Genomic DNA, 14,671 nt, shown 5'->3' on the forward strand with positions numbered 1-14,671 from the left:
ACTGGATATGAAAGGAAATTTTCGCAGGGGGGATCCCCCCTGACCCTTGAAAACCATTCCTATCCATTGTCCCAATGGATATCCTACAACCTTTAAAGATAATTACACAAACTTCTTGACGCTACCTACTGGACCAGTCTTAGTGGGAAAAAGTACAACTAATACGGCTGAAATCAGCCGTATGGGGGAATGGGCCTCTATTAAGTGTACAAAATCCCACTAAAGCCCGTTCACGCCAGAATTTCAGCCCATTAGTGTTACTTTTTACACTTCGCATCCGTTCCCTATGTCAGGTTCTCCGGTTCAACTCCTATAGTTGTATAATTAAATATTCTGCAAATTCGCTCATGAAAACAGCACGCAATTTTAACCTGAATAATGAGGAGATAATCATCACACTCAAAAAGAAAGAGGACAGTGCACTCTTAGAGTACATCTTGTCCTCTTTTTGCATATGCAGTTAAGCCGGTACCCGTCCGCATGGCAGGCTAATGCATCACCTGACCTCCGGTTACATTGATAGCCTGGCCTGTCATATAAGATGCTTTATCGGAAGCATAGAATATAACCGCAGCAGATCTTCCCTTTATAGACTAACAACGCAACCATCTCAGGCAGGATAGTAATTTTGTTCTATCAATCCCTTAAATCCGTTCCTGGCAGCGCCGCGGTTCCCTTGATATTCTTATCTTGTAAACGATATCAATGCAAAGAGGTGAATTCCTTGTGGCGCATTTCCCGGCTCCCCTGAACCGTACCGCAACGCTGAAGAGCGCATACAGACATAATGTGTGGAAGCGCATATGGAGCATGCGTGTCCTGTATCTCATGCTGCTTCCCGGTGTGGCCTACTACATCATTTACAAGTATGTACCCATGTACGGAGTGCTGATTGCCTTCAAAGATTATGACATTTTGAGCGGAATTGTCCACAGCCCGTGGGCAGACCCTTGGTACAAGCATTTCCAATTCTTTTTCGAATCGCCTTATTTCAGCCAATTGCTCACGAACACATTCCTGATCAGTCTGTACAAAACAATCTGGGGAACGATTCCCGCCATCGGCGTGGCCCTTCTCATTCACGAAGGCCGCAGCCTCTGGCTGAACCGGATCGTACAAACGCTGAGCTATATGCCCCATTTTCTGTCCTATGTCATTATCTACGGCATTGCTATCGCCTTTCTGTCCGAAACCTCCGGACTCGTCAACCGCTGGGTGGTGGAAGCGGGCGGGAACGGCATTCCGTTTATGACCTCGACAGCTTATTTCCGCAGTGTGCTGGTGGGAACCGATGTCTGGAAGGATCTCGGCTGGGGGGCAATCATCTATCTGGCGGCCATGTCCAGCATTGATGCTACCTTATATGAAGCGGCCCGCATCGACGGCGCGGGAAGGCTGCGCCGGATCTGGCATGTGACGCTGCCCGGAATCCGCTCCGTGATCATCCTGCTGCTGGTGCTGAAGGTCGGCTCCGCACTGGATGCCGGCTTCGAGCAGATTTACATTATGTACAATATCCAGGTAATGCCGGTGGCGGATATCATTGATACCTGGGTGTTCCGGGTAGGCCTGGAGCAGCTGAATTTCAGCCTGGCGACAGCGGTCGGATTGTTCAAATCCTTCATTGGACTTGTACTTATATTCCTGTCCAATAAGCTGGCCCGGAGATGGGGGGGCAATCTGTGGTAAGCCGCGGAACCGAACGCTATTTCGATTATTTCATTAATATCCTGCTGGTATTGCTGGCCGTGATTTCCGTCTTTCCCTTGCTGTATGTGTTCGCCGTATCCATTACGCCATACAGCGAAGTGCTGCGCAACGGCGGCTTTGTGCTTATTCCCCGCCAAATTACCTTTGAGGCCTATAAGGCGCTGTTTGGAATGGATGCCATTCCCCGCGCCTTCCTCGTGACCAGCTTCGTTACGGTAATGAACACACTGATCAATCTGATCCTGACGGTGCTCATGGCCTACACCTTGAGCCGCAAGCATCTGGTCGGCCGCAGCTTCTTCATCTTCCTGATCGTGTTCACCATGATGTTCGGCGGCGGCTTGATTCCGACCTACCTGGTCGTAAAAGGAACCGGCCTGCTCAACACGGTTTGGGCGATGATTATTCCCGGGGCGATGTCTACCTGGAATGTGCTTGTGGTCAAAACGTTCTTCGAAAGCCTGCCCGAAGAACTGTTTGAATCGGGACGGATCGACGGTGCGGGCGAATTCACGGTGCTGCTGCGGCTGGCCCTGCCGCTCTCCGTCCCGGTGCTGATGACCATCGGCCTGTTCTGTGTCGTGGGCAGCTGGAATACCTTCTTCAGCGCCGTCTATTATATTACTGACCCCGACTTGAATCCGCTTCAGGTCCTCGTCCGCGGCTTGTTGTTATCCTCCGAGCAAATGGAATATAATGCGGACATTGTACTGCCGACAACGACCTTGCAGATGGCTTCGGTAGTGGCGGCCAGCTTGCCGGTTATCGTGGTCTATCCCTTCGTGCAGAAGCATCTGACCAAAGGCATGCTGATCGGCGCCGTGAAGGGTTAACGGATTGTTCCCGGTGCCGCTGAAGCCATCTGCGGCGCCGACTCAATACAATATTTGAAAGACGAAAGGGGAGCATCACCATGAAACAAAAGAAGCGCATTCCTGCTGTACTGGCCTGTGTATTGACAGCGGGCCTCCTGCTGGCCGCCTGCGGAGGAAGCCCGCAAGCAGATCCTTCCGCTTCGGGGGGACCAGGCTCATCAACAGACGCCCCGGCTGACGCCCAGGCGGAGAAGGTAACCATCGAGGTCATGCGGGTAGGCTGGAACACAACCACCCAGATGCCCAAAGCGGAAGACGATTTCGTAAAGAAGACGATGGATGAGAAACTCAATATAAATCTGAAAATGACGCTGACCTCTTCTGCGGATGAATTCATTCAGAAGCTGAATATCCGGGCGGCGGGCAGCGACCTGCCCGATGTTATTCTCTTCAATGGGCGTAATGAGTTCCAGGAATATGTCAAGAAGAACATTCTGCTTGATCTGGAGCCGTATAAAGAGAAATTGAAGCCCACTGCGGATGCCATCGGAGACAATGCTTACAGCCGGGTGGAGGTTAACGGCAAGCATTATGCCATATCGCTCAATCCGAACAACAACTGGAATTTATTCTGGCTGCGCAAGGATTGGCTGGATAAGCTGCAGCTGCCGGTTCCGGAGACCCTTGATGAGCTGTTTGAAGTTGCGAAAGCGTTTACCGACCAGGACCCGGACGGGAATAACAAGAAAGACACGTTCGGCATCACAGGCAGCCTCGGCACTCTGGTCCATCTGATCAACCTGCAGCATGGCGTTGCCGACGCGCTGTATATCAAGGACGGGAAGATGGTCAACGGCATGTTCGAGCCGGAGATGAAGGAGGCGCTGGCTTATACTCAGAAGGTTCTGAATTCCGGCGTGGTCGACCCGGAAATTGCCAGCAACAAGGGCGACAACGCCAAAGACAAAGCGTTCCAGGGCAAGGCCGGCATCATCATTTCCGACTGGACGCAGATCATGAAGGACAATGAAGTGGAGAAATGGAAAGGCGCCAATCCGGACGCGGAATTCCTGATGCTGAACAAGCTGCAGGGACCCAAAGCGAACACCCTTGCCGCCATGGATAAGTCCAGCGTCTCCGGCATCGTAGCCATTTCGCGCCAAGCCGCCCAAGACGAAACCAAGCTTAACCGCATTTTTGACCTTATCAATTACACGGCCTACGGTGAAGGCTCCGAGCTTGTGCAGTTTGGCCAGGAGGGTATCCATTTCACCAGAGAAAACGGCAAGACGGTAATTACGGACCGGTCGGCAGAGGCGGCATTCACCTGGGTCTACCAGCTGGCCGGCCGGCCGGAATCGGAATACCTGGGGACCAAATTTGCCAAACAGATTGACTATATTCAGGCGAGCGAACAGGTTGAAGTGCTGGATACCTATAACGGGTTTGTTGTCTTCCCGGAGAACTACAACGCAGCCGACGCCGACCGCTTCAAGAACGAGGAAATGCTCAAATTCCAATACGGTAAAAACAAGCTGGAGCAATACGACAGCTTCCTGGAGAAGCTGAACACGACCTTCAAGTACCAGATCTTCCAGGACAGCGCGATGAAGCAGCTGCAGGAGCTGGGTTATGCGAACTAAAACCGGATAATCTGAGGACGCCGGCAACTGTGATATACTGTTGCATGAATATACGGTAATGATGTCCGGGAGGGAACACGATGGCAGGCTGGAAACGCATATGGCCACAAAAGTTCAGAAACCGCTTGTTTGCCGCTGTTGTGATCTTCCTCCTGCTTCCCTTTTTCATGCTGCAAATCTATAATTACCGGATGATGGAACGGACCGTGTCCCGCGAGTTTCAGGAAAAGGCAATCGAGCAAATAAAAGTGGTTAACGCCGCCTTGAACAAGGAGATCAATAAAGCCTTCGTCTATTATGTGTATCTGGAGCGGGACCCCTATACCCGCTCCGTATTGCTCTATCCCGGACAAATAAATCCTGCAGAGAAAGCGGTATTCCTGCAAAGCACCGCCCGTCCGGCATCGCTTGAGCTGCCCGCCCAAATGACCGTCACCCTGGCTGACCGGTCCGGAACGCTGTACCGCACCGACGGGCTGGTGCAGACCGGGCAGCATTATGCCGATTTTGTCCGGGAGAGCGGGTTTGCCGGACTCGGCGCTGAGGGCGATTCCTTCCGCTGGGTGACCGGCAAGGATTTGTCCATGTATGCTGTATTGCTCGATAACCGGCAGCAGCCGTTCGGTTATCTGCGGATTAATTTTTATTACGACGGCTGGCTTGCCGAAGCTTCGCGGGATCTGCTGCTCCAGCAGCATTATGTATTGATGGACCGGGGAGGCCAATTGCTCAATTCCTCCGATTACTTCCGGGCGGTGGACCGCACGGCCATCCGGGAAATGATCCGCGTTCCGGTAGGGGAGGAACCCCTGCAGCGGGTTGATTATGAGAGCTCGTCGATTCTGACCATCAGCCCGCTCTACAATCTGGATTGGTATCTGGCCGCTTCCATGCCGCTGAATACGTATCTCGGGAATATGAAGGAACTGCGGGAGCAGAATTTAAATTTCTCTCTGATGCTGTCCGGCGGCTTCCTCCTGCTTACCTTCCTCATCGCCGGCGCCATGTCCCGGCCCATCGGGCTGCTCCGGCGCAAGATGGCGCAATCTGCACAGGGGGAACTGAGTACAAGGGTGGAAGAATCCTTTTTTCATGGAGAGATGAGGGATCTGGCCGCCACGTTCAATACGATGATGAAGGATATCGGCGGATTGCTGCAGAAGCTGAAGCAGGAGGAACGGCAGAAGGAAGCGCTGCATTATCAGATGCTGACCGCCCAGATGAATCCGCATTTCCTGCTGAACACGCTGAACACGATCAAATGGATTGCATATGAAAAGCAAGAGCATGATATCGCAGAAATTTCGATTTCTTTGGGCAAATTGCTGGAAACAAGCCTTTACTCCGATGTTGAGCTGATTCCCTTGCAGAATGAGCTGGATCTGCTGCAGGCGTATGTATATATCCAGAATATCCGCTATGAGGGCAAGGTAAGGGTCACTCTGGATGTGGAGGAAGGGCTGGCCTATGCCCTTGTTCCGAAGCTGGCGCTGCAGCCGCTGATGGAGAACGCCTTCAAACACGGTTTCTCCACGCTGCAGGAGGATGCCCGGGTCTCTGTCCGGGCAAGGAAAGAGGGCCGCACGCTGATTCTGGAGCTGGAGGACAACGGCGTCGGCCTCGCCCGCGCCGGGGAACAACCGGAGCTCCGCGCGCGCAAGGGCATCGGAATCGCCAACATCCGCCAGCGCCTGCAGCTGCTGTTCCGGGAAGATGCCAGTCTCGTTCTTCTGGAGGGGGAGCAGGGCACAATGGCGCGCATCACAATCCCGTTATTGATTGCAAATCCTTTCCAATCCGGAGGTGCAGAGCATGTGGAAAATTCTTCTGGTTGAAGACGAACCGTTCGTCCGGCACAAGCTGCTTAAACTGGTGGACTGGGAAGCTTACGGCTTCACTGTGGCAGGGGAGGCTTCCGACGGAGAGGAAGCTTTGGAGCTGATGCAGCGGCTAAGACCCGACCTTGTCATTGCGGATATTCTTATGCCCCGCATGGACGGTTTGGAATTGCTGCGGCAGACGCGCCGTGCCGGGCTGGACAGCCGGTTTGTCATGCTGACCTGCATGGGCGAGTTTGAATATGCCCGCAAAGCGCTGGAGCTGGGAGCCAGCGGGTACGTGCTCAAGCTGTCGCTGAGCATCCCGGAGCTGAGTGAGATGCTGCTTAAGATCGGCGAAGAATTGTCAGCCTCGCGCAGGCAGCGGCATGCGCTGCTGAGGCAGGAATTCGACCGCTATTATCCCCTCGTCTGGGAGGCGGTGAAGGCGGGGCAAGAGGCAGCGCCGCCTGCGCCTCCGGCATCCTACCGGCGGCTGCTCATGGTCTCCTGCATCGGGACCGGCCGGCCGCTGCTGGCAGCTGTCCTGGAGGCCTGCCCGCAAGACGCCTGGCCGGAGGAGGTGTGGACCGGTTCTTTTACGGCAGACGGCTGTACGACCTGCTTCTTCTGGTCCGACGGCAGCCTTAGGCCGCCCGGCAAGCTTGCAGCGGCTCTGCCCGTTCAGGCTGTGGCCTGCGGTCCGGTGCCGCCCGGTCTCATCCGTGCGGAGTGGAGCCGGCTCTACCGGCAGTTGAACGACTGCTGGTACGAAATCAAGGGCGGAGCTCCGGCAGACGGCAGCGGCGCAGAGCCTGCGCCTCCATCTTCCGCCGGGCCGGATGCGGCCGGAGAGCCGAAGCTTCCGCCTGTATGGGTCATGGAGAAGGAAATTGTCCTGGCCTTTGCCCAGCGGCGGAGCGCGGATATGCAGCAAACGGCCTGCGCGATGTGGGAAACGCTGCGCGCAGGCCGGACCCCCTTCTCCCTGGTGATTGAGAAGGCGGAACGCCTGATGCGGACCTTTGCCGAAATCGGCAACCAGCCTCCGTCCGGGCCTGCTCAGCGTTTGCGCGAAGCGGCCACCCACCGGGAGCTGCTGGCTTGTTTTTTGGCGGCGGCGGACGAAATGCAGATGCACATGGCCGCAGCGGAGGGGATAACAACCAACCATCCCGAAATCAACCGCGTGCTGGAATACATCCACAGCCGTTATGCCGAGAACATCACACTGCGGGCGGCCGCCCGTTATGTCGCAATGGAGGAGCATTATCTCAGCGGGCTTTTCCGCTTGAAGACAGGGGAAACGCTCATCAGTTACCTGCAGCATGTGCGCGTGAAGAAAGCCCGGCGCTTACTCCGCGAAACGGACTTAACCGTCAATGAAATCGGCCGCAGCGTCGGGTTTCCGAATGACAATTATTTTATTAAAACCTTCAAGAAATGGTCCGGACAAACCCCCGGGGCTTACCGCAGGGATGAAAGGGAAGCTGGAAACAGCGTCCCCTCCTTCAGGGAGTCAAGCGAAAATCCAAAGCGTTAGCGGAGGTCAGGCAATAGTGTAAATTGCAAAAGAATTCCCCTGTTTCTGAACAGTATATCCCGTTCAAGGCGGCGCATAATATTTGATATAATTAATCTGTTTAAGATCACGGAGGCCCGGGTCAAAAGGCCGCAGTATCAGGGAGGAAGCCATCATAACCGGAAGCTGGAAAGGTTTGCGCTCCATCCGCAGCAAGCTGATTGCTACGGTGCTGGCCGTCATTGCCGCGCCGACGCTGATCGTGCTGTACAACTACTTCCAAACGTCGGTCCGGCTGGTGGAGCAGGAAGTATATGCGGCCAATCAGAGCCTGATCGAGCAGGCGGCCATGACGATCAACGATAAAGCCAAACGGATGATTCAGGCCACGTATTTGCTGGAGGCGGATATGGCCCAATCGTTCGGCCCGTTCACCTTCAACTGGGATTACGGGAATGCGGAGGCGATGGGAGCGATTTTTCAAATTCAGAAAAGAATGGGGTACCTGAGGGATATCCTTTTGGATAACAGCGCGTTTATCGGGCTTGCCGATGCCGAAGGCAATGTCGTGACGACGCTGAATAATTTCAACCGCCAGGCAACCGGCGATATTCTCCGCGAGCCCTGGTTCAAGGCCGGCATCGGGCAAAAGGGTTATCCTTACTGGGAGCGGGCCTACCGGCTGCCCGTGAACCTGGGATATACGGAAAACGCGCCGGATAAGGAGTTTATGCTGCTGGCCAGGTCCTTCGCTTTTGAAACCTCCATCCGCAATGCGGGACTGGTGGTAGTTGGCATCCCTGTAAGCCAGTTTTACGGCATATCCTCTTCCCAGGGACTCCCCGATCATACGGAGCTGCTGGTTCTGGACCAGGACGGAGCGCTGTATGATATCTACGGCAAGCAACAGTATTCACTGATGCCGGAGCAGATGGAGGATATCCGGAACCGTCCGTCCGTGATGAAGAAGCTGCCGCTGGACAATGAGATCTACCTGATGAATGCGGCTTCTGTGCCGCAGGTGGGCATCTCCATTGTTTCACTGCAGCGGATGCGCGATTTCTCCGCCCAGCTGGATAACTCCCGGACGAAGTCCATTGCGCTGTTCCTGCTGTTCTTCGGCGTTGGCATCATCATCGTAATCTACATTCTGCTGCGTCTGACGAAGCCGCTCTATGCGCTGGTGCGGTCCATGAGCAGAGTCGGCAGCGGCAATTTCAGCACCAAGGTGGAAGTGCGCGGCAGGGATGAGGTGGCGCTGCTGGGCAGCCATTTTAATAAAATGGTGGCGCAGCTTGAAGAGCTGATCCATCATGTGGCAGAGGAGCAGCGGCATAAGGAGGAGGCCCATTTCCAGGCGCTCCAGGCACAGATTAATCCCCATTTTCTGTTCAATACGCTCAATTCCATCAAGCTGATGGCCATGCTCTCGGGTACGAACCGCAATGTCAGCGATATGATTACGGCTCTGGGCAAGCTGATGGAATTCTCCATGAAGCAGAATACGCTTTTTGTGACGCTGGGGCAGGAACTGGAATATCTGGAGCTGTATATGTCGCTGCAAAAAATCCGCTATCACGACGATATCACCATCTCCATTCAGGTCCCGGAGGCGCTGCTGGAATGCACGGTGCTGAAATTTACGCTCCAGCCGCTGGTCGAGAACAGCATTATCCACGGCTCGAAGCTGCCGCTGCATATCCGGATTGAAGCTGAACGGACGGACCAGTATATACTTATTCATATCAGGGATAACGGACAGGGCATCTCGCAGGAAACCATGCAGGCGATTTCGGAGCAACTGCTTCAGGATCATGTGAAGACGAGCGGAATCGGGCTGCTGAATGTGGACAGGAGAATCAAAATCCACTTCGGGCAGGAATGCGGCATTCTGCTGTCCCGGCCCGAAGAAGGCGGGCTTCAGGTGACGGTGCGGATTCCTTATCGGAAGGAGCTTGAAGGATGACAACACGCGTATTGATTGTGGATGATGAAATACTGGTGCGGGTGGCGCTCAAGACGCTGATTCCCTGGGAGGAGCACGGCTTTGAAATTATCGGCGAAGCCGCGAACGGTGTAGAGGCCCTGGAGCTGCTGAGCCGCGAAGCCTGCCATATCATTCTGTCCGATATCCGGATGCCGGAGATGAACGGTCTGGATTTCATGAACCATGTCCGGGTAAGATGGCCGGAGACGAAGTTTATCATTTTATCCAACCACAATGATTTCGAATATGTGCAGAAAGCGCTGCGGCTGGGGGCGGCGGACTACACGCTGAAGCTGGCCTACACGCCGGAAGAGCTGCTTGACAAATGCAAACGGCTGCAGCAGTCCTTGCGCAGTGAGCAGCAGGAGCGCTCGGAGAAGAATAAGCTGGATTACAAAATAAAATATCTGGAGCGTAAATCCACCGAGCTGACGCTGCTTGATTTGCTGGTGAAGCAAAGGTCCCGGCTGGAGGTGGACCATTTGCACAGAGACGGCATGCTTCCGCCGTTCGTGCTGGAAGGCTGCCGCGTCATTGTGGCCGCTGTAGACAATTACCAGCAGGTGCTGGAGGAGAACCGCTTCCAAAGCGAGCAACTGCTGATTTATACCGTCAGCAATATTTTTGCGGAACTGTTGAAGAAATATGAACAATGCCAACTGGTGGATATGCACAACCGCAAGCTGGTCATCCTGGCCGGCTCCTATTCGGAAGATATGCTGGATGAGCTTAAGGCTGCGGGCGGCACCTTTGCCAAGGTGAATGTAAGCTTCGGCGTGTCCAGGGACAGCTTCAGCGCCTATCAACTGAATGAAGGCTTCCGGCAGGCGGAGCAGGCGCTTTCCCGGCGGTTCTTTCATGAAGGCCGCCATATCTTGTACCCGCTGGAAGACGATGAGGTTCAGCCCAAAGTGAGCATTCTGCAGAGCGGGCATTGGAACGGACTGCTGGAAACGGCGGACAGGGATGTGATTCTGGAGGAATTGCGGCTCTGGATTGCCCTGCTGCAGGAGGAAGAAGGGATGGGAGCCGCCTGGGTCAGGGAGCAGTGGCTTCAATGGCTGCATCTGGTCTGCCTGCAGATGGGACAGCCCGACAATATTCTGTATGTCATGCCCGAGCATCAGGAAAGGTATCCCTTCGATGTGATTCGCAACGCGGAAACGCTCCGGGAAATCGGCGACTGGTTCTTCGGCTGGCTTCCTGCCGCCGTAGCCCTGATGGGGCAGAGCAGCCAGCCGGTATACCGTGATGAGGTGAAGGAGATTATCCGCATCATGGAGGAGGAGTATGCTTCTTCACTTAAGGTATCCGATTTGGCGAAAAGAGCGGGGTTTGCCGAGAATTACCTCAGTGTGATGTTTAAAAAGGAGACAGGCGTAAAAATTGTGGATTATCTGACGCAAATCCGCATGCAAAAGGCGAGGGAGCTGCTGCGCAATCCCACATACAAAATCTATGAAATCTCGGAAATGGTCGGCTACGCGGATTCCAATCATTTCAGTAAGTATTTTAAGAAAATAGAGGGATTATTTCCCCTTGAATACCGCAAAACTATGACCGGCAGAAAGCAGGGCAGCTTGGAAAATCCCTCTAAGACCAAAGAATAAGCCGTTCGTTATTCGCCGGCGCTTTGTTATAACTAAGTTGTGCTACCGTTCATACAACGAAAGGGGAAATCATAATGAAGCGTGGAGTGAATGTAAGACTGGCCTCCGTCCTGCTGGCGGGCATGCTGCTTGGCGGCTGCGGAGGCAATAACGGGAATTCGGCGGAGGAGGGCAATGCGCCGCAGAACGCAAATGCTTCCGGCAATTCGAAAACGGTTACACTCAAATGGTGGGGCGGTGTGCCCGAGGAGAATGGACCGAAGGCGGTGGTAGACCGCTGGAACGCGGAGAACTCTGATATTCAGGTTGAATATATCCGCTTCGTCAATGATGATCCGGGCAATGTGAAGCTGGAAACGGCGCTCCTGTCCAATACGGATGCTCCCGATTTGTTCGTGAACTATGCCGATGCCCATCTGGAGCGGCGCATCAAGGCCGGGATGGTCGAGCCGCTGGAGGACCTGATCGCCTCCAGCGGGTTCGATCTGGAGGGAATTATCGGCTCGGAGAACGTTACGAAGGTTGACGGCCGAATCTATAACCTTCCCGCCTCCAGGGATGTGAAGTTCGTCGCCTTCAACAAATCCTCTCTGGAGGCTATCGGAGAAAGTGTGCCGGAGCCGGGCTGGACCTGGGATGAATATGCGGTTCTGGCCGGCAAGCTGACCAAAGACGGGCAGTACGGAGCCTTCTTCAATCCCACCTGGGAGCCGATAGCGTTCGATGTGCTTAATGCTGCACAGCCCAGGGATGCTTATTTTGCCGCAGACGGCAGCTCCAACTTCGGCCATGAGGCATTCCGCAGGGGGCTTGAGCTGCAAAAGGAGCTGATCGACGGCAAGAATGTGATGCCTTATGCGGAAGGTGTGGCCAACAAGGCCCAGCCCCAGGATGAATTGCTGAACGGAAGAGCGGCTTCCACGTATACCTCGGCATATTTTGTCCGTTATATCAAGGATGACGCCGCCTATCCGAACCGCGATTACCAGATTGCCTTTGCGCCGATGCCGCAATGGACAGCCGGGGGCAACATCAACAATACCAAGCTGAACGACATGACCTCGATCAATGCCAAGAGTCCGAACAAGGAGGCCGCAATGAAGTTCCTGAGCTGGTTCCTCACGGAAGGCAATACGGAGATGCTGCCCGGCGGACGAATTCCTTCCAGCAAGAAAGCCGATGTCGAGCAGGTGGCGGAAGCGGTTATGGGCGACCAGGCTCAGTATTTCGACAAGGAATCATTCGTGAAGCTGCTGGATACGCAGTATACGAATGCGGAGATTACCCAAACGGCCGGCCTGACCGAAATGCGCAAAGCCTTCCTGGAAGAAGCCGAGAAATACTTCATGGACGCTCAGGATCTGGACACCACCGTGCAGGTGATTAAACAACGGGCCGACGAAGCGATAGCCGCAGCGAAATAGGCCTGTTGCACCGCAACTATTCAAATGCTGTTCATGGCCGTTCCCGGCATTTCGGGAGCGGCTTTTTGAAAAGATAAGAATTTATATGTTTCACGCTATAAATTAGCCTTATCTTTCCCGCTGAAACGGATACCGTCCTTATAAGGACGGCAAAGCCGTTTCTGCTTGAATAAGAATTTATCCTGAATTTCGAAAGTAAGTATCCACAAATCATCTAAAAAGCTCTACACCAAGGGATTTCTTGCTAAAAATAGCTTGCACCAAGTGGGTGAAGGCAAAAGAGGCTTTATCCCTTGTCCTATCTGGATTGGTTCAATTCACTTTAGGTATTCAGGTTAATGTATATGAATTGAACCGGCGAACCTGGAAAAGCTGAAGGAACGCAAGGAGATTCATAGGGAACGGAAGCGAAGTGTAAAAAGTAACACTAATGGGCTGGAATTCTGGCTTCAACGGGCTTTAGTGGGATTTTGTACACTTAATAGAGGCCTGCTACCCCCATACGGGGGATTTCAGCCGAATTAGTTGTACTTTTTCCCACTAGGGATGATCCGGAATCCGAATGCGGTGGATTAGTTATCCTTTTTACCACTAAAATGGCTGCCCTTTGGATGAATGGTTCAAGTTCATCTTAATGTAGGCGTATTCCTCTGCAAGGGGGAGAAATGGAACGATTAGGGAGCCTTTTTCCCGCTAACCCTTGCGAAAAAGCGGCTGGGGGAATATGAAGTGACCGTTTGCACTTGGCTTCCCGCCTGGCTTCAGCAGCCAGCCTTACACCTGAAATGCAAACAGCTGCGCTGCCCGGTCAGGGACGGCGAAGCCGTTTCCATTTAAATAAAAATTTATATGCCTTGCACACTAAATAATCCTTCTATTTCTCGCTGAATTGCGCGGCAGGAGTGCCTTTGATTTCGCCCGAAGCCGGCTGGACGAGAAAATCAGCGCGAAATGATTCTTTTCCTCCCCACTGAAATGGCAGCATCCTTATATAGGACGCCGATAGGCGTCTTACTTAAAAGATAAGAATTTATTATATGCTTCACGCTATAAATTAGCCTTATCTTTCTCGCTGAAACGGATACCGGCCTTATCAGGACGGCGAAGCCGTTTCCACTTGCCGGAGTGGGAGCAATGCCTGAACCGCCGCTTGAGCGGCTGAGAATATCACGGTATAAGCACAGTTTATGACATTCAGAGTGAAGCGCCCCGACTCTATAATACAGATATAAAAGGAGTTGAGTGTATGAGCGAAAAAAAGAGGGAGAATATTGCCGGTTATTTGTTTATTCTTCCCAACCTGCTGGGCTTTGCCGCCTTCATCCTCTTCCCTATGGTGTTCAGCTTCGTGCTTATTTTTACGGACTGGAATTACCTGAAAGGAATGAGCGGCTTCAGCTTTGCCGGCCTTGGCAACATCATTAAGCTTGGGGGAGATCCGGTAGTCTGGAGATCGCTGCTGCATAATGTGGTGTTCTCTCTGACGAGTGTGCCTCTTGCGCTGGTGATCGGCCTCGTGCTGGCCGTGATATTGAACAAATTCGTGTACCTGAAGACAGCGATCCGCACCATGATCTTTCTGCCGTATATGAGCAGCATTGTGGCGATTTCCGTGGTCTGGAGGGTATTGTACAACCCTTCCCAGGGACCGATCAACTCGGCGCTGAAGGCGCTTGGCGTGGAGAATCCCCCCGGCTGGCTCTCCAGCCCGGATTGGGCGCTGGCGGGGATTATCATCATGACCGTCTGGACGTACATCGGCTATGCGATGATTCTGTATATGGCCGGCATCCAGGGGATCTCGAAGGACTTGTACGAAGCGTCGGAAATCGACGGAGCCGGCGGGATGAAAAGCTTTCTGCACATCACCGTGCCGATGCTGAAGCCGACCACCTTCTTGACTGCGGTCACGCTGATTATCTCCTCTTTTCAGGTATTTGCCTCTGTGCAGGTGATGACAAACGGCGGACCGATGCGCTCATCCAGCGTTCTTGCGCTGTATATCTATGAACAGGCCTTCGAGCTGCGGAATATGAGCTACGGGGCAACGGTGTCCTGGCTGCTGTTCCTCTTTATTTTCATCGTGACTCTGGTGCAGTGGCGCTCGCAGAAAAAATGGCAGGACCAATTCTAGGGAGGAAGG

The 14,671-nt window shown here is 53.6% G+C and carries 9 protein-coding genes; all 9 read left to right on the forward strand.

Annotated features, from left to right (window positions below):
- Positions 1–810 precede the first annotated feature (810 nt).
- The 9 genes from HYD27_RS23680 (at position 811) to HYD27_RS23720 (ending at position 14,662) form a co-directional block, all read left to right on the forward strand.
- Entirely contained in the window at positions 811–1,689 is an 879-nt protein-coding gene (locus HYD27_RS23680; RefSeq protein WP_228745284.1) for an ABC transporter permease, read from the forward strand.
- Complete coding sequence (locus HYD27_RS23685) at positions 1,683–2,543, forward strand: carbohydrate ABC transporter permease (RefSeq protein ID WP_309242120.1); 861 nt, start codon at positions 1,683–1,685, stop codon at positions 2,541–2,543. The genes HYD27_RS23680 and HYD27_RS23685 overlap by 7 nt, the downstream gene beginning before the upstream one ends.
- Before the next feature lie 80 nt (positions 2,544–2,623).
- Entirely contained in the window at positions 2,624–4,168 is a 1,545-nt protein-coding gene (locus tag HYD27_RS23690; RefSeq protein ID WP_219219227.1) for an extracellular solute-binding protein, read from the forward strand.
- 80 nt (positions 4,169–4,248) lie between these two features.
- Positions 4,249–6,003, forward strand: a complete 1,755-nt coding sequence (locus HYD27_RS23695) for a sensor histidine kinase (RefSeq protein ID WP_219219228.1) — start codon at positions 4,249–4,251, stop codon at positions 6,001–6,003.
- Positions 5,981–7,528: a response regulator gene (locus HYD27_RS23700; RefSeq protein ID WP_219219229.1), complete on the forward strand. Its 1,548-nt coding sequence runs from the start codon at positions 5,981–5,983 to the stop codon at positions 7,526–7,528. Before HYD27_RS23695 ends, HYD27_RS23700 begins: the two co-directional genes overlap by 23 nt.
- A 175-nt stretch (positions 7,529–7,703) precedes the next feature.
- Positions 7,704–9,473, forward strand: a complete 1,770-nt coding sequence (locus HYD27_RS23705; RefSeq protein ID WP_219219230.1) for a cache domain-containing sensor histidine kinase — start codon at positions 7,704–7,706, stop codon at positions 9,471–9,473.
- Positions 9,470–11,104 (forward strand): response regulator, encoded by a 1,635-nt coding sequence (locus HYD27_RS23710; RefSeq protein WP_219219231.1) that lies wholly within the window; start codon positions 9,470–9,472, stop codon positions 11,102–11,104. Before HYD27_RS23705 ends, HYD27_RS23710 begins: the two co-directional genes overlap by 4 nt.
- 74 nt (positions 11,105–11,178) lie before the next feature.
- Positions 11,179–12,528, forward strand: a complete 1,350-nt coding sequence (locus HYD27_RS23715; protein ID WP_219219232.1) for an ABC transporter substrate-binding protein — start codon at positions 11,179–11,181, stop codon at positions 12,526–12,528.
- Positions 12,529–13,774: 1,246 nt separating this feature from the next.
- Positions 13,775–14,662: a carbohydrate ABC transporter permease gene (locus HYD27_RS23720; protein ID WP_219219234.1), complete on the forward strand. Its 888-nt coding sequence runs from the start codon at positions 13,775–13,777 to the stop codon at positions 14,660–14,662.
- Positions 14,663–14,671 lie beyond the last annotated feature (9 nt).

Origin of the sequence: Paenibacillus sp. S150, from assembly GCF_019352175.1 — a bacterium.
GTDB lineage: Bacteria > Bacillota > Bacilli > Paenibacillales > Paenibacillaceae > Paenibacillus_AQ.

What these genes read in the sequence shown, in the direction of transcription:
- HYD27_RS23715 (WP_219219232.1), top strand. Translation starts at nt 11,179, where the DNA reads ATGAAGCGTGGAGTGAATGTAAGACTGGCCTCCGTCCTGCTGGCGGGC.
- HYD27_RS23720 (WP_219219234.1), top strand. Translation starts at nt 13,775, where the DNA reads ATGAGCGAAAAAAAGAGGGAGAATATTGCCGGTTATTTGTTTATTCTT.
- HYD27_RS23710 (WP_219219231.1), top strand. Translation starts at nt 9,470, where the DNA reads ATGACAACACGCGTATTGATTGTGGATGATGAAATACTGGTGCGGGTG.
- HYD27_RS23680 (WP_228745284.1), top strand. Translation starts at nt 811, where the DNA reads ATGCGTGTCCTGTATCTCATGCTGCTTCCCGGTGTGGCCTACTACATC.
- HYD27_RS23690 (WP_219219227.1), top strand. Translation starts at nt 2,624, where the DNA reads ATGAAACAAAAGAAGCGCATTCCTGCTGTACTGGCCTGTGTATTGACA.
- HYD27_RS23695 (WP_219219228.1), top strand. Translation starts at nt 4,249, where the DNA reads ATGGCAGGCTGGAAACGCATATGGCCACAAAAGTTCAGAAACCGCTTG.
- HYD27_RS23700 (WP_219219229.1), top strand. Translation starts at nt 5,981, where the DNA reads ATGTGGAAAATTCTTCTGGTTGAAGACGAACCGTTCGTCCGGCACAAG.